Raw genomic sequence first — 19,556 nt, 5'->3', positions numbered from 1 at the left:
GAAGAGTCGCTTGATAAGGAGTGAACATGATGCTTCATAGACACACATATTACGGCTTGATACACCACGGCATCAAAACCTTATTGCTTGACCGTGTTGGACATTACACCGAAGAAGAGTATCACCAGTACCTGAATTTAATGACCGGCAAATCAACATGTTTCACCATGAGTCATGACGAGCTTGAAGCGACCGTCGACAACCTACTACGCGAAGGTTATCTAGAGGACGTGAAAACGCTCATTACTCGATATCAAGAGGTCGCCTAACCTACTTGTTACCTCAAATTGCCGCTTCTTGAGCGGCAATTTTATTTTCCTTTCGACCTATACCCAAGTAACCTCGAGATGCTAGGTTCAGCGAGAATGACTTGGTTTGTAGACGCGGCGGCGATTTAAAGGTTTAGTGGGCCTAAATCAAGAATCGGCAACAAAGTATACAAGCCAAGACAACTCGCCCTTTGGGAGCGTGTCATTGACCCGATTACTGCGTCAAACAACTTGGAAAGAGGTGGCTATTACACTGCGTTGTTTTCCTTGTTCTCGAATCAATGACAACGCTCTGAATCCTGCATCTTGAAGTCACTTGGGTATATAGATGTTCACTTTGCCTCAGATTTCGCTAGACTGTCCTCAACTCAACAACTAGGTAGTATTTGCCATATGAAGCAAATCCTTGATTTTATCCCTCTGATTATCTTTTTTGCCCTATACAAGATGTACGACATTTATGTGGCGACAGGCGCATTGATTGTCGCAACGGCAATCCAGTTGGTTGTGACATTTGCCTTGTACAAAAAAGTGGAAAAGATGCAACTGGTCACTTTCATTATGGTGGCGGTCTTCGGTGGTATGACCATCTTCCTGCATGACGACAACTTTATTAAATGGAAAGTAACCATCGTTTACGTCATGTTTGCCGTTGGCTTAACGGTAAGTCACGCCATGGGGAAATCCGCTATAAAAGGCATGTTAGGCAAAGAATTAACGCTACCTGACGCCGTCTGGAACAAAATAAACTGGGCTTGGGTTGGCTTTTTCTCCTTCTTCGCCGTATTCAATCTCTACATCGCGTATACCTTACCGCTTGATGTATGGGTTAACTTTAAGGTGTTTGGCTTATTGATTGCGACAGTGGTTTATATGATTGCAACAGGCTTTTATATCTACAAACATCTACCAAAAGACGACAAAGAGCAGAAAGAAAACTCATCCGATGTATCGGTTGATGATTAAAAACTCAGTTTTGCTATAATCCGCGCACATTGATTATTCGCAGCGACCCAAGGGTCGCTGTTTTGTTGTTTGCTCCATTTTTTGCATATTAGAAATATTAGGATGTCATCATGAGTGAAGAAGGTCATTCACCTAAAGGGCAATTACTGCTTCGTACTTTGGCAATGCCGGCCGACACCAATGCCAACGGCGATATCTTCGGCGGTTGGATCATGTCTCAGTTGGACTTAGCTGGCGCAATCTTGGCCAAAGAAATATCTTCAGGTCGCGTTGTTACTGTGTCAGTTTCCAGCATTACCTTTAAAAAGCCTGTTAGCGTTGGGGACGTTGTATGTTGCTACGGCGTATGCAGTAAAATTGGTCGCACTTCGATGAGCGTTGATCTAGAGGTTTGGGTAAAACCAGTCAAAGTCGATGGTGTTGAAGACCGCTTCATGGTTTGTGATGCCACCTTTAACTATGTCGCTATCGACAGTGATGGTAAGCCTCGCCCAATTCTGAAGTAACAAAGCACCCGAAAGGGACCAAATGCTAGGAAGAAGCTCACAATTTCTTATGTTGACTTGTGAGAGGCACAAAAAAGGCGTTAAATTAAGGCTTTACCCCACCGATTAAGGAACTATGCTATGTGGTACGTCATCTTTTCTCAGGACGTCGAGAATTCATTGGAAAAGCGTCTGAGTGTTCGCCCTCAACATCTTGAGCGCTTGCAACAGCTTCATGACGAAGGTCGCTTGTTGACCGCCGGTCCAATGCCAGCTATCGATTCTGACAATCCAGGTGAAGCGGGCTTTACTGGCTCGACCGTAATCGCCGAGTTCGCATCTTTGGAAGATGCGCAAGCTTGGGCTGATGCGGATCCTTATATTGCGGCGGGTGTTTACGAAAACGTGATCGTAAAACCGTTCAAAAAAGTGTTTTAAGTTATGAAAAAATTACTGTGTCTCTTCCTCGCATTAGGTGCCTTGGCGGGTTGTTCATCGAATGATGATAAGCAGCGTCAACTTGAATTGATGGCATCTAATCGTGCAGGCGTTCTCTCTGCGGGTTTACCGCTCGAATACGGTCCACTCAAGATCCTACGCGTATCATCCAACAAAAATGTGGTTGAGATGATGATGATCTATAACGACGATGCACTCGGTGCAAAACCACTAAATCAAGTACTGAACACCAGTATCTATACTTACTGCAACACACCAACAGTGCGTGAACAGATCGATATGGGCTTGATGTACCGCATTAAAATTAGAAATTCTCGTGGTCAGTTGATGGCAGACGAGTTGGTTTCAGAACAAACCTGTACGGCGAGTCAAAAGCCACAGTAAAGGTTGGAATGATTAGCTTAATCCAATCACAAACAAGCAAAAGCGAGGGGCTATCCCCTCGCTTTTTCGTTTCTACTCAATCTTCACGACTAAACCAGCTCCGCTCGTAGCTTTTTCGCCGCGGAGACTAGATTCGCTAACGCAGCTTCTGTTTCTGACCAGTTACGCGTCTTTAATCCACAATCAGGATTTACCCACAGACGCTGTGCCGGAATCTTCTCTGCCGCTTTCTTGATTAGCTCTTCGATCCATTCTTCCGATGGAATGTTCGGCGAGTGAATATCGTAAACGCCCGGACCGATTTCGTTAGGGTAATTGAAGTCTTCGAACGCTTTGAGCAATTCCATGTTCGAGCGCGAAGTTTCAATGGTAATCACATCTGCATCTAACGCGGCAACAGAATCAATGATTTCATTAAACTCGCTATAACACATGTGCGTATGAATTTGCGTTTCTGGTTTAGCGCTTGCCGCCGCGATCTTGAATGCATCGACAGCCCATTGCAGATACGCTTTATGGTCACGTTTTTTCAGTGGCAAACCTTCACGGATAGCAGGTTCATCAATTTGAATGATATTGATGCCAGCCTGTTGTAAATCAGACACTTCATCGCGCAGTGCCAAAGCAAGTTGGTCAGCAATTGCTTTACGAGTGATATCTTCACGAGGGAAAGTCCAACATAGAATTGTCACTGGTCCTGTCAGCATCCCTTTCATTTGCTTATTCGTTAAAGACTGAGCATAAGTTGACCATTCAACCGTGATTGGTTTTTCACGTTCAATATCTGCGACAACAATAGCAGGCTTAACGCAACGAGAACCGTAGCTTTGAACCCAGCCAAACTTCGTCGTCTGGAACCCTGCTAAGTTTTCTGCAAAGTACTCCACCATATCGTTACGCTCTGCTTCACCGTGCACGAATACATCAAGATCGAGGGCTTCTTGACGTCTAACCGCATCTGCAATGTGCCCTTTTAGCGCTTGGTGATAGTCATCCGTCGAAAGTTGACCACTACGAAACGCACTGCGCTGAACACGAATCTCACTGGTTTGAGGGAAGGAACCAATCGTCGTCGTCGGTAGTAGAGGTAACCCTAACACTTCCGCTTGATGCGCAGCTCGCTCTGCATAGGGTGCGCTGCGCTCAGTTAAGGATGCTGAGATGCTATTCAAGCGGGCTTGTACATGTGGCTTGTTGACATGAGCAGCCGTTTTGCGATCTTTAATTGGTTGGCTATATGTATCACACGCCAATATCGCGTTGTGATCACCATCGAGCGCACGACCAAGTAACGCAACTTCCGTGACTTTTTGTTTGGCAAACGCAAACCAACTTTTAACTTCATCACTGAGCGCTGGCTCAAGATCCAAATCCACAGGGCTGTGTAACAGTGAGCAAGAGCTGGCTACCCATAGATTGTCACCAAGTTTATCCTTAACGGGTTGCAAACGTTCACGCTGCGCACTCAAGTCAGAGCGCCATACATTACGACCATTCACCACACCCGCAGAAAGTACCCAGCCTTGTGGCAGTTTTTCCACCACCTCATCAAGCTGCTCAGGCGACGCGGATAAATCGATATGAAGGCCATCAACTGGCAATTCGACAATCTTATCTAACGTGTCACTCACCGAATCAAAATAGGTAGTAAGTAGAACTTTGACATCGCTACGAATGACTTGATATGCCAATTTGAATGCGTCGCCCCACTTCTCTTCAAGCTCCAGAGAAAGAATCGGCTCATCGATTTGGACCCATTCGACGCCTTGATTTGCTAATTTGGACAGAATCGCTTGATAAGCGGTTAGCAATCTTGGCAATAAGGTGAGGCGATCAAAATCTTCTTCGATTTCTTTTCCTAAATACAGGTAGCTCAATGGCCCCAACAAAACGGGTTTCACGTTATGACCCAGTTTTATGGCATCGTTCACCTCTTCGAACAATTGAGGCCAACTGACTTCAAAACTATCGTCTTTGCTGAACTCCGGCACAATGTAGTGATAGTTGGTATTAAACCACTTGGTCATATCAGACGCAGCCGCCCCAGAACAACCGCAACCCGCTTTAGATTGCCCACGCCCGACTTTGAATAGTGTGTCTAAATCCGGAAAGCCATTAGCGTGGCGCTTTGGTGTGTGCCCTAGCAGCAGAGTGGTGGTCAATACATGATCATACCAAGCAAAATCGCCAGCCGTCGCGAAGCTCAATCCTGCTTCAGCTTGAGTAGCCCAGTTCTTTTCACGAAGTGTCGCCCCTACTTGTTTAAGCTCAGTTTGTTCAATTTCTCCTCGCCAGTATTTCTCCTGTGCAAACTTCAGCTCGCGCTTTTCGCCAATGCGTGGGTATCCAAGAATATGCGTTGTCGTTGTCATGTCCGTATTCCTTTTTCAGTGTCTGATGTTTGAGTCAGTACATCGAGATTAAATTTCACCAAGATGTCTGGATGGCTAAAACTATCTCTCTGAGGGGCTAATTGAACAACATCCAATTATTCAACTTGTTTATTAGGAAAATTCATAATGAGAGCGCTCACTCGTAATCTCCCAAAACAAATAGACGTCTAGACGTTTACATATCCAATTTTTATCGGTAAGTTAATAAAGCTCATGGTAGAAACACAAGGATGAATGGGATTCATGATAGAGTTGAAACACTTACGCACTCTGACCTCGTTACGAGACACAGGGTCACTCACGGCCACAGCGACAGCACTGCACCTGACGCAATCCGCTCTTTCTCACCAAATCAAAGATCTTGAATCTCGCATCGGTGGTCAGTTGTTTTTGCGTAAAACACGCCCAGTGAAGTTCACATCCGAAGGTGAAATATTACTTCGTCTTGCCGATGATGTTTTACCCAAACTCGCCCGAGCAGAGAATGAACTCGCGAGCTTGAAAGAAGATGTCAATGGACGTTTACATATGGCTATCGAGTGCCATTCTTGCTTTCAATGGCTGATGCCTGCGTTGAAGGAATACCAAGTTACCTGGCCAAGTGTCACGCTCGACTTCTCTTCCGGTTTTGGTTTTGAACCTCTCCCTGCGTTGCTTGCCGGAGAGCTTGACTTGGTGATCACATCCGACATTCAACCACGCTCAGAAGTACACTATGAGCCGCTGTTTGATTTCGAAATGCGTTTGATCACGTCCACCAGCCATCCGCTTGCCAATAAAGACATCATTGAACCAGAAGATCTTGCCGATCAAACCATGCTCTCCTACCCGGTTCAGAAACAGAGATTAGATGTCGTGAAACACTTTTTGCAGCCAGCGGGGATTGAACCTGCGAAGTGGAAGCAAGCAGATAATACTTTGATGTTAGTGCAAATGGTGTCAGCAGGATTAGGTGTTGCCGCACTGCCTAATTGGGCGATTTCAGAGTTTTCGCGCCAAGGGCTCATCACCAGTAAGCCTTTTGGTAATGGGTTATGGCGTCGTTTGTTTGCCGCAACACGAAATTCAGAAAAGGAGAAGCGCTATCTACAAGCATTCTTTGCCACGGCACGCCAACAATGCAAAAGCCACCTTGATGGCATCAAGATGACTTAATGATTCAGATATAGAGACAAGATTAGCGTTCGTAAGATTTGAACTGATTGGTAAGTGGGTCATATTGATAGCCGAGCATATCAAGCTTGCCCACTACCGATTCAACATCCATCTCGTACATAGAAACCAGCTCTTCGAAACTGTCGCATTCTAAGCGCAGCTTTTCATTGACGATACCCAGCAAAATAATGCTGTCCCAGTTACTCACATTGCTTAAGTCCATAGCGACACTCCTCTAAGACAAGGTATTTAGCCTCAGGGTTTTGTTGAGCACATGCGTCTAGGCGCGCTCTAAACAAATAGAGGCTATAACTAAAGCGTAGACTTAATCGAATGATTTGAAAGTGAGCTCGGTCTAAATCCCGAGCTCATTTGTGAAATTGTATGGGGAAAGGATAACCCAGCAGCTTACGCGCCAAGTAGAAACAGGCCTTGGAGACTTGTCATGGATGCCAAAGCAAGCAGCAGCGCTGCAGCAAGCTGAGCCTTATTCGGTGCTTTGTGCGTAAAGATGTGCCAACACCAAACCACAATCGCTATGATCAACATGGCTAGCGACGCCAAGATATGCTGTGTGACTGAGTTCAGTGTTGCTTCATCAAGTTGATATGCAGAAAACAAGGTCAGCACGACTAGCAACATACCCGATACAACACCAGCCACAGGTAAAATGCGGTGGAAAGCTTGCAAACGACTGCGCGCGATAACGAGAAGCAACTGAGCAAATACTGCCCCCAAAAAGAAAATCATGACAGCCATTGACGCAGAAGCCGCCCAATGCGCTTGCTCGAATACTTGGATACTCACATACGCAAACGCTAAGCCATTCGCTAGATGCAACGCCCATAGCGGACCTTTCTCACGTGTCTTCTTAGTTTGAACTTGAGAGTAGAAGTAGAAAATCGCGAATACGATCATGAATGCTTCAATACGAAGCGACGCTACTGCCAACCAAAGAATACCTATAGATGGCAGCATCTTGTGCAGACGACCACGTTGACCAGGACAAATATCACCTTTGATCAAAAGCAACGTCAACAGCGCTTGAGCGCCAAACAGCATTGGAGGAAAAGTTAACAGCAGTTGTTGAATCATGTTGAATACAAACTCAAAAGTCATTTTGGGGTGGCGATAATAGCAAATCGCCTATCGCCAAACCACCTAAACCCAACATGCTACTGTGCTTTATTACGGCCAAGCCACGACTAGAGCGTGGCTAGATACGTCAATACATCTTCTTGGGTCAATAAACCGCGGTATTCATTTTGCGAGTTACATAAAATCCAAGGAAATTTTTTGCCTGTTTTGACCAACTCGCGAACTTGTGAAACTGAAATACTCGCATCTATTTGCTCAAATTCCGTGTTCATAATTTGGTTTACCGGACGTTTCCAAATGCGGTTTTCTCTTTCTGACTCCAAATCAGTCCCCATTGCAGGCGTCAAATGCAAGTTCACCTGCTCTTTGGTGATCAGTCCGACACAGCGTTTTTCATTCACGACTACGAGCGGCGCATCCGGGCTCAAGTTCATAAATTCAACCGCTAACGACAATGGCTCACCCGGGTCTAAGCGACGAACGTCACGATGACTCAATGACAACAAAGGAGCGTCGTGAGTTGGCTTAACCTTGACGTCCTTAAAGCGTTTCTGATGGCATTGCGGCTTATCTAGTAACACCAATGGCACCGCCTGAGAAAACAAAAAGCCTTGCATGTAATCCACACCCACATTCGCAAGCACTTGTAATTCCTGTTCCGATTCAACGCCTTCGGCAACGACTTTAACGCCAAGTTTGTGTGCCAGTTCCGTAATCATCTTCACGATGTTGTATTTAGTGCTCCCCTCTTCGATATCTTTGACAAACTTACGATCGATTTTAAGCAGATCAAACTGCCCCTTTTCCAGATAAGAAAATGAAGAGTACCCCGTACCAAAGTCATCAATGGCGATCTTAATACCCTGCCCTCGTAGCTCTTCAAGGGCAGTGGTGTGTTCTTGGTCTTGTTCAAAGTAAGCCGTTTCAGTGAGCTCAATAGTGATTCGACTTGGATCTACTCCACTTTCAGCGATCAAATCAAACGAGCTTTGCAATACTTGCAACGAATCCAATTTGGTATTTAATGAACGATTAATAGTTAAACCAATATCCTCACCATACACTTTTTGAATATGAGGCAATTGCTTCAGCGCCGTTCGGCATACCACATCATCCAAAGCGGCGACCAACTCCAAGTCTTCGACTACAGAAATCATTTCTTGCGTGTCATAGGTTTTGTTATGGTGGTAAAAGCGCGCCAAAGCTTCGAACTTCACCACCTTTCCGCTACGAGTTTCAATGATCGGTTGGTAATACACATCAACCAACTGACTCTCAATTTGCGTTCTTAAAAACGCCTCTAAATGATGACGCTTAACCAACTCATCGTGCAGTTCACTGTTGTAAAAATTGAAGTAGCTCTTATCCCCAGAAGATGAGGAAACCATCGCTTGAGCAGCGTGTACTAGTGCCTGTCTTGGATTATTAGTATCGTAGCCTAGGACTGACACCCCCATTTGTCCCTCTACAATCACATCATGCATACTGGTTCCTAATTCATTTCTTAGTTCAACAAAGAAGCCTCTTAGTGCAATTTGGATCAGACGTAGAGGGCTTAACCACTGACAGTGCGGAGTTTGCAAACACACCACAAACACATCTTTTGACAATTGACCGGCAATACTCGCGTGTCGGCTGCGCATCACAAAATCAGCAAGACCGAGTTGTTGTTCGAGTATGGTTTTTGGTAAGAAATTAGGACGCAGAGTCATAACGATATTAAGCTCTTTGTTACCAGTTTCTTGTACTAGCTTGGCAAGTCGAGATTCGAACTCTTCACGTGGAGGCAGGAAAGCAGACCATTGTTGGGGTTGTTCTCCGGCTTTCTTCATCCACAATAACGATGCAGAAATATCCGTCGAAAAACCAAGAAAGAGCGTTCGACCCGAAGTGAAGTTCAAACGATAAATACATAAATGATGCGCTTGATTGCTACCGTTGGCAGTGCGGCTCAATAGGTTCCCATTCCAGAAACCTTCTTGATCAATCTGTTCCCAGATATCGTCATAAAAAGCTTTGCTGTGATGGTCCGAGCTAAAAATGTAGGTTTTCAAACCAACAATATCACGATTTTCATACCCCATTTGCTGCTCAAAGGCTCGATTACAGCCAAGAATTCTTGTTTCCTGATCGGCGACTAAGATGCCAACGTTTGGCAAATCAAAAATCGTTTCGAGAATTTTTGCCAGCTCTTCACAACCTGTAATACTGAGTTGGGGGATAACCATACCTTGAACCACATGATCATTAAGACGTTCAAAACTCAAATCAACGTGAACCAGCATGGATTCGTTAGGCATTAAACAGCAAGACAAACTGCCATGCCCGCCATTAAGCTCTACTTGAGAGACTTTCTCCCTCGCAGCCCCCTGTTGACCCAGCAGCATGTGGTCAAACAAATCATCCAACCCTTTTAATGGCTCTTTTAAGCCGAATATGGACATCATCCCTCGTTGGTCACATTCAAACTCTCGAGTATAGATATCATAAGACCACTCGATGATTTGATGCTGACCGGACGCTGGGTGCACTTCTCCTTGTGCAATAGACAATACTTCACTCATTACCTAGCCCCCTATTTTTAGCCTTTCACTCTGTCTAATGATTTCCCATCGTGTCGCCGCGTTTTGCTGTTTTTTTATGATTGCAAAGTGGTCAAAACACAATCTGGAATGTCTACGCATTCAGTCATTATTTGGAGTCAAAATGACTTATGCATTTGTATGCACTAGTTAAATTATAGGAAGAGTTTTACATAAGCACACTATTGCGTAACGATAATTTTTAATCTTAGACAAAGGCAATAACCACAAGGGCTAGAAGGAGATAACACAAGAAAACCCACCTCTAATTGCGAGTCATTTTCATCTAGAAATAAAAGTGGCTGAACTAAGCTTGATTAAGAGAGTTGGGTATAGATACCTGATCATCAAATCGCTATAATTCGCGCTCCTTGGAACAGAGAGCAAAATATGACCAACGACATTACTCCTATTCATGAGTACAAAAAATACTGGGCTGAGTGTTTTGGTACGGCACCTTTCTTGCCGACCAGTCGCAAAGAAATGGATGCCCTAGGATGGGATAGTTGTGACATTATCATTGTCACGGGTGACGCGTATGTGGACCACCCGAGCTTTGGTATGGCAATCATCGGTCGTCTTTTGGAGGCACAAGGATTCCGCGTCGGTATCATTGCTCAACCAGAATGGAACAACAAAGACGCTTTCATGCAGCTTGGGAAGCCAAATCTGTTCTTCGGAATCACCGCGGGTAACATGGACTCCATGATCAACCGTTACACGGCGGACAAAAAACTTCGTCATGATGATGCTTACACGCCAAACAACGAAGGCGGAAAACGCCCAGATCGTGCAACGTTGGTGTACTCGCAACGTTGTCGTGAAGCTTATAAAGGCACACCTATCGTTCTTGGTGGTATCGAAGCTAGCTTACGTCGCGTAGCTCACTACGATTATTGGTCAGATAAAGTGCGCCGCTCTGTTCTGTTCGATGCAAAAGCTGACATCCTTCTTTTTGGTAACGCAGAACGTGCCCTAGTGGAAGTGGCTCACCGTCTTGCTGATGGCGAAGATATTTCTACCATGACCAATATTCGCGGTACGGCAGTTAACCTACCAGCTGAACCAGAAGGTTACACCGTTATCGATTCTTCTCGTATTGAGAAACCTCGTAAAGAAGCGTTCGTACCAAAGAACCCATACGAAGTGGAAACTCAGTGCGATACCAAAAAAGAAGAGCCTGTTGCACAGCCAATCACGATTCGTCCATCACGTCATGATGCAGCGAACACAGCGGTGCGCCTACCAGCCTTCGAAAAATTGCACAACGACCGCATTCTTTATGCCCATGCCAGCCGTGTTCTGCACTTAGAGACCAACCCATATTCGGGTCGTGCTCTATTGCAACGTCATGGCGACCGTGAGCTTTGGGTAAACCAAGCGCCAATTCCTTTGACGACAGAAGAAATGGATTACGTATTCGGCCTATCGTACGCGCGTGTTCCTCACCCTATGTATGGCAAAGCAAAGATCCCGGCTTACGACATGATCAAAACTTCGGTTAACATCATGCGTGGCTGTTTTGGTGGCTGTTCTTTCTGTTCAATTACCGAACACGAAGGTCGTATCATCCAAAACCGTTCGCAAGAGTCCATCATTAATGAGTTGGAAGAGATCCGCGACAAAGTTCCAGGCTTTACGGGCACAATCTCTGACTTGGGTGGCCCAACAGCAAACATGTACCGTCTTGGTTGTAGCGATCCGAAAGCAGAAGCAAACTGTCGTCGTCCTTCTTGCGTGTTCCCGGGCATCTGTAACAAGCTAAACACAGACCATAAACACACCATCGATCTTTACCGCGCCGCGCGTAAAGTAGAAGGTGTGAAGAAAGTCATGATCGCATCTGGCGTACGTTACGACCTTGCAATTGAATCACCAGAATACGTCAAAGAGCTTGTGACTCATCACGTCGGTGGTTACCTGAAAATTGCACCAGAGCACACAGAGAAAGGTCCACTGGATCTGATGATGAAGCCGGGCATGGGTACTTACGACCGCTTTAAAGAGATGTTTGAGAAGTACAGCGCGGAAGCGGGTAAAAAACAATACCTGATCCCTTACTTCATCTCGGCGCACCCAGGTACTGAAGATGAAGACATGCTGAACTTGGCACTATGGCTGAAGAAGAACAACTTCGAGTGTGACCAAGTACAGAACTTCTACCCATCACCAATGTGTAACGCAACGTCGATGTACTACTCAGAGACAAACCCTCTGAAACGCGTGAAATACAAGCAACGTGAAGATGTGCCAGTGGCGAAAGGTGAACGTCAACGTCGCCTACATAAAGCCCTACTTCGCTACCACGATCCAGCTAACTGGCCGATGATCCGTGAAGCACTGATCAGCATGGGTAAAAAGCACTTGATTGGTGACAAGCCAACCTGTCTAGTCCCTGCAGAAGACATTGATGCACAGACACCAGCACAACGTCGTAAGTCTGGTCGCCACGGCGCAAATCGTTTTGCAACCAAACACACTAAGAACCAACCAGGCTTCGGTGGTCACTTGAACAAGCGCTCTGAAGGTGGCTCACGTGATGGCAAGCCATCTGGTCACCGCAACGGTTCAGGCAAAGCACAAGGCGGCTCAAATGGACAAGGTCGTGGAAACCAAAACCGTGGCAATGGCGGCGCTAATGGTCAACGTCCAAATTCTGGCTCACGCCCTGGTAGCAACAACCAAAATCGCTCAAACGGTACGGGTTCGCAAGGTCAAGGTCGCCCTCAAGGTCAACGCAAACCAAAACGTCGTTAATTCAATAGAACTTGAATGCTAAAAAAGGGCTCCAGAGGCAACTCTGGAGCTTTTTTTTTGTCTGGATAATCATTGCTCTTTAGAACAAGCTCTTTCAAACCACACTTGGTCTCTTTCGATACAAAAAATGGTCTACGCCAACCAACTTCTTGGAAAAACAAACAACTTTTTGGTTAAAGCAGAGTTGTAGAACACCTAACATGCTGATTTATAGTTGTTTTATTTTGGTGCGATATTTGCCTAATGGAGTAAAACTCTTAAACATAGGCTGACGATGAGTAATCCACTTCCTCCAAAAACTTCGATGTTTTGGCACGACAACAGCTATACCCACAAAGAAGCTGTTCAGGCATTTGAAAGCGATGGTACGTTGAAATCTCTGAATACCGTTCCAACCACCGCATCCGATGACATGGCTGGCTCACCTCCTGAGCGCAGTATGTTTTGGGAGGGAGAAACCAAAAAAATCGATCCGCCACCGCCGTCTGAACCAGAACCTCTCAATTTAAAAACCGAGAAAGAACCAACGGAGGCTTTACCAGCACACTTCATCCCTGTCCGCTACGCCATCGATCAGCTAGAAACAGAAGAAACACAACCTTTTGGTTTGCCTGAAGAATGGAAAGGCCAAGGTCCAGCCAAACTCAATACCGTTGGCTACACCTTGCGTCAGCTTCGTGATGGTTGGTTGTATGTCTATGATGCAATCAACAAAAGCCTAGACGAATACGAAATCAAAGGAACGCAATTCACGCTCTACAAGCTGGGAGAATCGGAAAGCCCAGAATCCGAACAGCGTGGTACCCCAGAAGGCGCAAAACCTTTTCTTACTTACGAAGATGGGAGCGTGCTGTCGATTTGTTACTCTGAACACCGCTGGACATGGAACATGTTCATGCGCGTCCTTAACAATCCGAGTAATCATATCGATCGCATGCAGACTGTTGTTCTGTCTGCAAACGAGAGTCAGCACAACATTGCACCAATCGATAAGTTAACTCAAGTGGCTGATATTGAACCTTCTGCCGTTGATGATGGGCGTTTTGCAGATTCTGGCATCGCCACCAAAGCTGACGAAGATGGTTCTACCTTTAAACCTGTCGCAGCCGAGAGTGATTTGACCTCTGCGATTCCAGAAGAAGAATCGGGCTACTTCGTCGCGATAAAAGATTACGCCGCAGACATTCAAGATATATCACTGCATTTTGTTGGTACCGCAAGCCCATACCGCCTTTTCACTGACCAGTTTTCAAACCAGTGGAACTTGATGCAGACCGCTATGCAGCTATGTATGTTTGGTGCAAGTGACGAGATAGACATGCCAGCTAGTGTTAAGCGTAATGGCGAAGAGCTGTCGTTTTATACCGACATGGCTGAGTATTATGATTCCTCTCACCAACTTGATTTGGCAGGGCAAAACAAAAGCTCAGTTCAATCTGGCTATCCTGCCAAATTTTCCGCTGGAGCGATTGAATCACACCAACATACTCAAAGTGACATTGCCAAAACGATACAGGACAAATATCGAATTTCCGCAAACCGATTTGGTAAATACGAGCAATGGATAGCGACTGAGCGTTGGCGCAAGCAGCTCAACTGGAAGCAAATGCTGAGTGAGATGCAGGAGCTGTCAGAGCAAAAAGAAACCATGCTTGCCGAAGTTGTCTCGGTAAAACGAGATTTTATAGCAATCATGGAGTCCTTAACGCCCCATCACCTCGAAAGAACCTTCGACCTATACAGTGAAGACACGCAGTACAGCTTGTATCAACTCCATAAACAAGCGGTTGAGTCATTTACTCTGGTGATGCAAGAAGAAGACCGCCAATGGGCTGAAAGCCAATGGGAGAAACCAACCAGTTTACTTGCACTCTACACTTCCGGGTTTAGTCGTAGTCTCTTTAAACAAGTGGAGAAGTTAATTCCTGAACAAGTTTCAAATCAGGTAGGTGAAGTAGACGTCGCCCAAAATGCTCCAGACACTGACAGCTCAGACAAACAGTTTATGGACTACGTTTCGGCAGCAAGTAACCGTGTGGGTATGTATGCAAAAGTCATGGACTTTATTTCTAACCCAAATACTGCAGAAACCGAGTTTCTAAGAGATATAGCAAAAGGATTCGATGGGCTAGATACCATATTCAAAGCGACGAACAGCGCTTTATTGAAGGGGGCAATAGAGGTTGGTGTTAGCCTTACAGCCCAAGCGTCTATCTTAATGATATCTCTATTGTCAAAACCGCTCACCCGAACAAGTTTTTACATAAGAGCTGCCGTTGTAGAGCGTTTGTCGATGGATACTCCACTCAATGTCAACAAAGGCTACGCACAAAATTTTGGTTCTTGGAAATCCAATCATGATAAAAAACTTATCGCATCCAACCAAAACAAGGAAGTGTTAGCAGCCTTCAACAAGGGTGATAAAACTATATCAAACACGCAGTATAAGAAGGCTCTCCAGCAACAGCGGCACCTTCAAAAAAGCTTAGCCGTTGCGACGTTTGAATACCCACAGTACGTAGAGCTTCCAGATGACGTACTTGAGGCAACAATTCAAATGCGTAAAGACATATGGGATAACAGATTAAACAACCTTAATAAACGGTTTGAAAATGTAGGCGGTCTAGGCTTCTTAGCTCTGATTTTCAACTGCCTCGCACTTGCTGATGCAATGAACAGTATTCAAGAAACAGGGTTAATGTCACAAGATGATTTCTTGGATATTCAGCAAAAACTATTTTACACGGCCGGTGCTTGGACGGGTATTCGGACGGGTAAATTATGGGATAATGTTAAAGGGAATGAGAAACTAAGAAAGCACTCACTGAAAACTCTTAAAAATTTAGTCGATCGAAATGCCAATGGCTTTGAAAACCTGATTCTTGATGACTTAAAAGTATTTAATAAATGGCTCGCGATTACAGGGGCTTTAGGTGCGTTAGCTTCAGGTATAGAGGCTTACCGTTCTTGGCAACGAGAGGATGAGTTGTATGGTCGAGAGTTAGTGTTTCAAAGGTTGAGTACAGCTAGTTTAAGCGTAACAAGCGCTATCGCCACGTTGCAATTGGGAGGCGCATTAACAGGGTGGCTCTCACCTAACATAACATTTGGTGCTCCAGTTATGGCTGCTTTAGTTGTAGTAACAATTATTACTTTAGTTGCCAATCACGTTCTGAGTAAAGTAAAACAAGATGATTACCAAAAGTGGTTAGATAAACTGCCTTGGGGTTATCACCCTGCTCGCACTCAGTGGAGCCAATCTGCAAGCTTGCCCGAAAGAGAGAAGCATAATTCAGCATTAGTGCAGCAAGCACTGTTTGACCTGCAATCCATTATTCAGCAGCCAACGGTATACCATCAGCCTATTGAAAAAATACAGGCTTATCCAGGCTATACACATCGTGAGTTAGTTGGTTTGGAAGTGCATGTTCAGCTTCCACGACGAGCTGCAACAAATGGTGTTACAGTGAGTACCAACACCAAGACAACAGAAGATGATTTAACGTCAGGCTCGTGGCATCAGAACGCAGATTTGGTCACGCTACAAACTCAGAGCCAAGCTAACAAAGAGTTATTGGTGTATAAGGTAACATTGCCAATTAAAGAGGCCGATCAATACCTTGCTATGCAAGTAGCTTATGATGTGGAAGATGACGCCCCAGCTAAGCGTGAGTATTGGTTCCAAAACGGCATAAAACAGAGTGCAACTTATGGCGCGATTTCAGACAATACCAAACAAGACATCATTAAAAAAACACTCACCCCCGTTGTTGGCACATTAGTTTTTCAGGAGTAACCCTTGGCATATTCACCATTTTATATCACCCCAGAAGAGTTGGCAGTTTATCAAGAGGCGCAAGAGCAAGAAATTCTCACAGGGGACAATATAACAACGTGGCGTAAGTACGATATTGAAGAACCAAATCGATACCTTTATTTGTTCATTTCGATTGTGGCAATGTTGCCGATAATTGTATTTTTCTACTTCCTTGGCTTTTGGTCTAGAGGGTGGGTTAATGATGCCATATCGGTACTTGTCACATTTTTTGTGTACTCGCTAAGCTACTACATGTATGGACGAGACTATCGCTATGACTACATTTTTTCAGATAAAGGCTTTGTGATGAAAAAGCGTCGCAATATGCCTAAATGGATAAATACCGCTACGCAAGCTGTTGGCTGGATAGGCGCAGTGGTATGTGTGGTAATGGTAGCGGTGGTAGGCCCGATGGCATTAGCGGGAGCTGGTGCTCTTATTTTATTCTCATTCGGTATGTTAAAACGCCAGCCTGATGAACCAACAGAAGTGAGAGTTGGAGAGCGAGAAGATTGGCTCTTTGCTGATTACAATAAGAAAAGAAAAGTACTCCAATTCTATTTTAAGTATGATAGGTGCGAATACCAAGATACTGCTCATAAGACTATCTTTCGCTCACAAGATCGATTCGATTGTTACGTTTTCTTTAAAACTGAAGCAGATTTAGAATCCATGGTCGCGCAACTGTCAAAGGTCTACAAACTGAATTGTACAGAGGTCGAGGACCACAAAAAGCTGTTTGAAGCAAAGCCAGAATCAAGACTGTTTAGTATTCCTGTTTGTAGTCGAGAATATAAAACCGATGAGGTGTTTGATTTAAGGGCTTCGAAAGCCCCACTCCCAGAGTGTAAGTATCTTTACAACGGTAAGTGGCAAACTGAATCTGAGATTGAAAAATCTGAATCTGAACTAACAACAGCCAAGGAGTAACCTTTGGCTTATTTACCTTTTTACATCACGCCAGACGAGCTTTCGGCTTATCAAGAAGAACAAGAGCAACAAATTCTAAGGGGGAAAGATCTCACAACCTGGCACAAGCACGATATTGAAGAGCCTTTTCGATACTTATACCTATCGATTGCTATAGCCGCTGTCAGTCCATTATTTTTCCTTACCTATTTCCTACATGATAGTAGTGAAATGATCTTAACTTACATTTTATCGGGGCTGACGATAATCATGTCTGGTGTATCTTATCTGACATTTGGTTTGGACAATCGTTATGATTACACCTTGTCCGATCGCGGGTTGGTTATAAAAAAACGACGTAATTTACCGAATTGGGTAAACTCTGCAACTCAAGTCATGGGCTGGATTGGCGCAATAGTTTGTGTTTTGATGGTTGGGGCTGCTGGACCGGTGACACTTGTCGGAGCCGGTGGCTTTATATTGGTTTCATTTCGCATGCTTAAACGCCAACCGGATGAACCAACAGACATTAAAATCGGAGAGCGTGAAGATTGGCTATTTGCTTATTACAACAAACAACGCAAGGTTATTACTCTCTATCATAAGTATGACGATTGCGATTACAGAGATGTAGCGAAAACGACCGTTAATCGATGCCATAATCGCGGTAGGAGTTTTCTATTTTTTAAGTCAACCAATGACTTAAAGAGAGTACTGGAAAAGCTCTCTGAAGAGTATCAACTTAAATGTACCGAATTCGAGGATATCAAAGCCTTGTTCAATGCTTATTCACCTGACGAATTGCTCTCGGAACCCGCAAGAAGCCTAGAGTTCCCTTTGGATGATACGTTTGAACTTAGAGCTCAAAACGCACCTATCCCTGAATGGGAATACCTTTACAACGGCAAATGGCAAACCGAATCTGAGATTGAAAAATCTAAATCTGAACTAACAACAGCCAAGGAGTAACCCTTGGCTTATTTACCATTTTATATCACCCCAGAAGAGCTTACTGCTTACCAAGAGGCACAAGAGCATGAGATTTCTTCTGGTCAAGGCTTTAAAAACTGGCAAACAAAAAATGTCGAAGAAGCTTCTAGATACATTTATTTGAAGATGACTTCGATTCCTGCGGCTATCTTCATTATTCTCTTTTTCGTACTTGCTGATTTAAACAATTTATCATCCGTACTAACTCTAGCTAGCGGGTTTTGTTTATCCACGTCAGTTATCTATTTTCTTTTGAGACTCAACTTTGTCAAAAGGTATACTTATACCTTATCTGATAAAGGCTTTGTCATTAAGTCACAAAGTACTGTACCGCGTTGGATGAACAATGCTACACAAGCTGTCGGTTGGATTGGTGCTATCGTATGTATATTAATGGTACTACTTGTTGGTCCAATGGCGTTAGCAGGCGCTGGTGCCTTTATATTGGTTTCCTTTAAAAGGCTTAAACGCCAACCAGATGAAGTAGCCGAAATTAAAGTTGGCGAACGTGAAGATTGGCTGTTCGCCTACTACAACAAAAAGCGTAAAGTGATTCGCTTCTACCACAAGTATGACGAGTGTTCCAAATGGAATCTAGAGAAGCACACCGTCTTCAGAGCTCAAACTCGTGGTTATAGCTACATATTCTTTAAGACTGTTCAAGACCTAGACGCAATTCTAGAAACCCTTTCATACAAGTACGGCATTGAATGTATTGATTTTCCAGACCATAAAGCGTTTTTTGAAGGAAGACCTGAACCTCGAATTGAAGATATCCCGTCTCGCAGCCTTGAATTTCCGGTAGCTGATACCTTTGACCTTAGGGCTCAAAATGCCCCGCTTCCTGAATGGCGACGTATATACAACGACAAGTGGCGAACCGAGTCTGAGATTGAAAAATCTAAATCTGAACTAACAACAGCCAAGGAGTAACCCTTGGCATATTCACCATTTTATATCACCCCAGAAGAGTTGGCGGTTTATCAAGAGGCGCAAGAGCAAGAAATTCTCACAGGGGACAATATAACAACGTGGCGTAAGTACGATATTGAAGAACCAAATCGATACCTTTATTTGTTCATTTCGATTGTGGCAATGTTGCCGATAATTGTATTTTTCTACTTCCTTGGCTTTTGGTCTAGAGGGTGGGTTAATGATGCCATATCGGTACTTGTCACATTTTTTGTGTACTCGCTAAGCTACTACATGTATGGACGAGACTATCGCTATGACTACATTTTTTCAGATAAAGGCTTTGTGATGAAAAAGCGTCGCAATATGCCTAAATGGAT

Annotated in this window: 15 protein-coding genes and 1 pseudogene; 12 read left to right on the top strand and 4 right to left on the bottom strand. The window is 44.4% G+C overall.

Features of this window, described 5'->3' with window-relative positions:
* Positions 1–26 precede the first annotated feature (26 nt).
* The 5 genes from OH459_RS19045 to OH459_RS19025 all read left to right on the top strand — a co-directional run bounded on the left by OH459_RS19045 (position 27) and on the right by OH459_RS19025 (position 2,563).
* Positions 27–269, top strand: coding sequence for a hypothetical protein (locus tag OH459_RS19045; protein WP_009698417.1), 243 nt, complete (start codon positions 27–29; stop codon positions 267–269).
* A 393-nt stretch (positions 270–662) separates the two neighbouring features.
* Complete coding sequence (locus tag OH459_RS19040) at positions 663–1,235, top strand: septation protein A (protein ID WP_005445030.1); 573 nt, start codon at positions 663–665, stop codon at positions 1,233–1,235.
* A 110-nt stretch (positions 1,236–1,345) separates the two neighbouring features.
* Positions 1,346–1,741, top strand: a complete 396-nt coding sequence (gene yciA / locus OH459_RS19035) for an acyl-CoA thioester hydrolase YciA (RefSeq protein WP_005445028.1) — start codon at positions 1,346–1,348, stop codon at positions 1,739–1,741.
* Positions 1,742–1,861: 120 nt separating this feature from the next.
* Positions 1,862–2,158, top strand: coding sequence for a YciI family protein (locus OH459_RS19030; protein ID WP_005445027.1), 297 nt, complete (start codon positions 1,862–1,864; stop codon positions 2,156–2,158).
* A 3-nt stretch (positions 2,159–2,161) separates the two neighbouring features.
* Positions 2,162–2,563 (top strand): GspS/AspS pilotin family protein, encoded by a 402-nt coding sequence (locus OH459_RS19025; protein ID WP_005445026.1) that lies wholly within the window; start codon positions 2,162–2,164, stop codon positions 2,561–2,563.
* Positions 2,564–2,652: 89 nt separating this feature from the next.
* On the opposite strand, the gene metE is transcribed toward OH459_RS19025, so the two are convergent.
* A complete protein-coding gene (gene metE, locus OH459_RS19020) occupies positions 2,653–4,935 on the bottom strand; it encodes a 5-methyltetrahydropteroyltriglutamate--homocysteine S-methyltransferase (RefSeq protein WP_269988105.1) in 2,283 nt (760 codons plus the stop codon).
* Positions 4,936–5,199: 264 nt separating this feature from the next.
* On the opposite strand from metE, the gene metR reads away from it, so the two are divergent.
* Complete coding sequence (metR, locus tag OH459_RS19015; protein WP_269988103.1) at positions 5,200–6,111, top strand: HTH-type transcriptional regulator MetR; 912 nt, start codon at positions 5,200–5,202, stop codon at positions 6,109–6,111.
* A 22-nt stretch (positions 6,112–6,133) separates the two neighbouring features.
* Here the strand turns inward: metR and OH459_RS19010 are convergent, their stop codons facing one another.
* The 3 genes from OH459_RS19010 to OH459_RS19000 all read right to left on the bottom strand — a co-directional run bounded on the left by OH459_RS19010 (position 6,134) and on the right by OH459_RS19000 (position 9,773).
* Positions 6,134–6,334, bottom strand: a complete 201-nt coding sequence (locus OH459_RS19010; protein ID WP_005445023.1) for a DUF4250 domain-containing protein — start codon at positions 6,332–6,334, stop codon at positions 6,134–6,136.
* 185 nt (positions 6,335–6,519) lie between these two features.
* Entirely contained in the window at positions 6,520–7,230 is a 711-nt protein-coding gene (locus OH459_RS19005) for a hypothetical protein (RefSeq protein ID WP_017189428.1), read from the bottom strand.
* An 86-nt stretch (positions 7,231–7,316) separates the two neighbouring features.
* Entirely contained in the window at positions 7,317–9,773 is a 2,457-nt protein-coding gene (locus OH459_RS19000) for an EAL domain-containing protein (RefSeq protein WP_269988101.1), read from the bottom strand.
* 408 nt (positions 9,774–10,181) lie between these two features.
* Between OH459_RS19000 and OH459_RS18995 the strand changes: the two genes are divergently transcribed.
* From OH459_RS18995 to OH459_RS18970, 6 genes and pseudogenes are all read left to right on the top strand, one after another.
* Positions 10,182–12,548 carry a YgiQ family radical SAM protein gene (locus OH459_RS18995; protein ID WP_269988099.1) on the top strand — a complete coding sequence of 789 codons (2,367 nt, stop codon included), beginning with the start codon at positions 10,182–10,184 and terminating at the stop codon, positions 12,546–12,548.
* Between the two features lie 274 nt (positions 12,549–12,822).
* Positions 12,823–16,344, top strand: coding sequence for a T6SS effector BTH_I2691 family protein (locus OH459_RS18990; protein WP_269988097.1), 3,522 nt, complete (start codon positions 12,823–12,825; stop codon positions 16,342–16,344).
* 3 nt (positions 16,345–16,347) lie between these two features.
* The gene (locus OH459_RS18985; protein ID WP_005445001.1) at positions 16,348–17,295 is read left to right on the top strand and encodes a hypothetical protein; all 948 of its coding nucleotides are present in this window, start codon (positions 16,348–16,350) and stop codon (positions 17,293–17,295) included.
* Positions 17,296–17,298: 3 nt separating this feature from the next.
* Entirely contained in the window at positions 17,299–18,243 is a 945-nt protein-coding gene (locus OH459_RS18980) for a hypothetical protein (RefSeq protein WP_269988096.1), read from the top strand.
* 3 nt (positions 18,244–18,246) lie between these two features.
* Positions 18,247–19,197 (top strand): hypothetical protein, encoded by a 951-nt coding sequence (locus tag OH459_RS18975; RefSeq protein ID WP_269988094.1) that lies wholly within the window; start codon positions 18,247–18,249, stop codon positions 19,195–19,197.
* Positions 19,198–19,200: 3 nt separating this feature from the next.
* A pseudogene (locus OH459_RS18970) lies at positions 19,201–19,556 on the top strand (hypothetical protein); the annotation flags it as partial.

Source organism: Vibrio sp. MM46, assembly GCF_027587135.1.
Lineage (GTDB): Bacteria > Pseudomonadota > Gammaproteobacteria > Enterobacterales > Vibrionaceae > Vibrio > Vibrio harveyi.
The sequence above is the reverse complement of the archived record's forward strand: the minus strand, read 5'-3'. Positions and strand labels throughout refer to the sequence as shown.

Coding starts and splice junctions, on each gene's coding strand:
- metR (WP_269988103.1), top strand. CDS start 5,200: ATGATAGAGTTGAAACACTTACGCACTCTGACCTCGTTACGAGACACA.
- OH459_RS19040 (WP_005445030.1), top strand. CDS start 663: ATGAAGCAAATCCTTGATTTTATCCCTCTGATTATCTTTTTTGCCCTA.
- OH459_RS19010 (WP_005445023.1), bottom strand. CDS start 6,334: ATGGACTTAAGCAATGTGAGTAACTGGGACAGCATTATTTTGCTGGGT.
- yciA (WP_005445028.1), top strand. CDS start 1,346: ATGAGTGAAGAAGGTCATTCACCTAAAGGGCAATTACTGCTTCGTACT.
- OH459_RS19030 (WP_005445027.1), top strand. CDS start 1,862: ATGTGGTACGTCATCTTTTCTCAGGACGTCGAGAATTCATTGGAAAAG.
- OH459_RS19025 (WP_005445026.1), top strand. CDS start 2,162: ATGAAAAAATTACTGTGTCTCTTCCTCGCATTAGGTGCCTTGGCGGGT.
- metE (WP_269988105.1), bottom strand. CDS start 4,935: ATGACAACGACAACGCATATTCTTGGATACCCACGCATTGGCGAAAAG.
- OH459_RS19000 (WP_269988101.1), bottom strand. CDS start 9,773: ATGAGTGAAGTATTGTCTATTGCACAAGGAGAAGTGCACCCAGCGTCC.
- OH459_RS18995 (WP_269988099.1), top strand. CDS start 10,182: ATGACCAACGACATTACTCCTATTCATGAGTACAAAAAATACTGGGCT.
- OH459_RS19005 (WP_017189428.1), bottom strand. CDS start 7,230: ATGACTTTTGAGTTTGTATTCAACATGATTCAACAACTGCTGTTAACT.
- OH459_RS18990 (WP_269988097.1), top strand. CDS start 12,823: ATGAGTAATCCACTTCCTCCAAAAACTTCGATGTTTTGGCACGACAAC.
- OH459_RS19045 (WP_009698417.1), top strand. CDS start 27: ATGATGCTTCATAGACACACATATTACGGCTTGATACACCACGGCATC.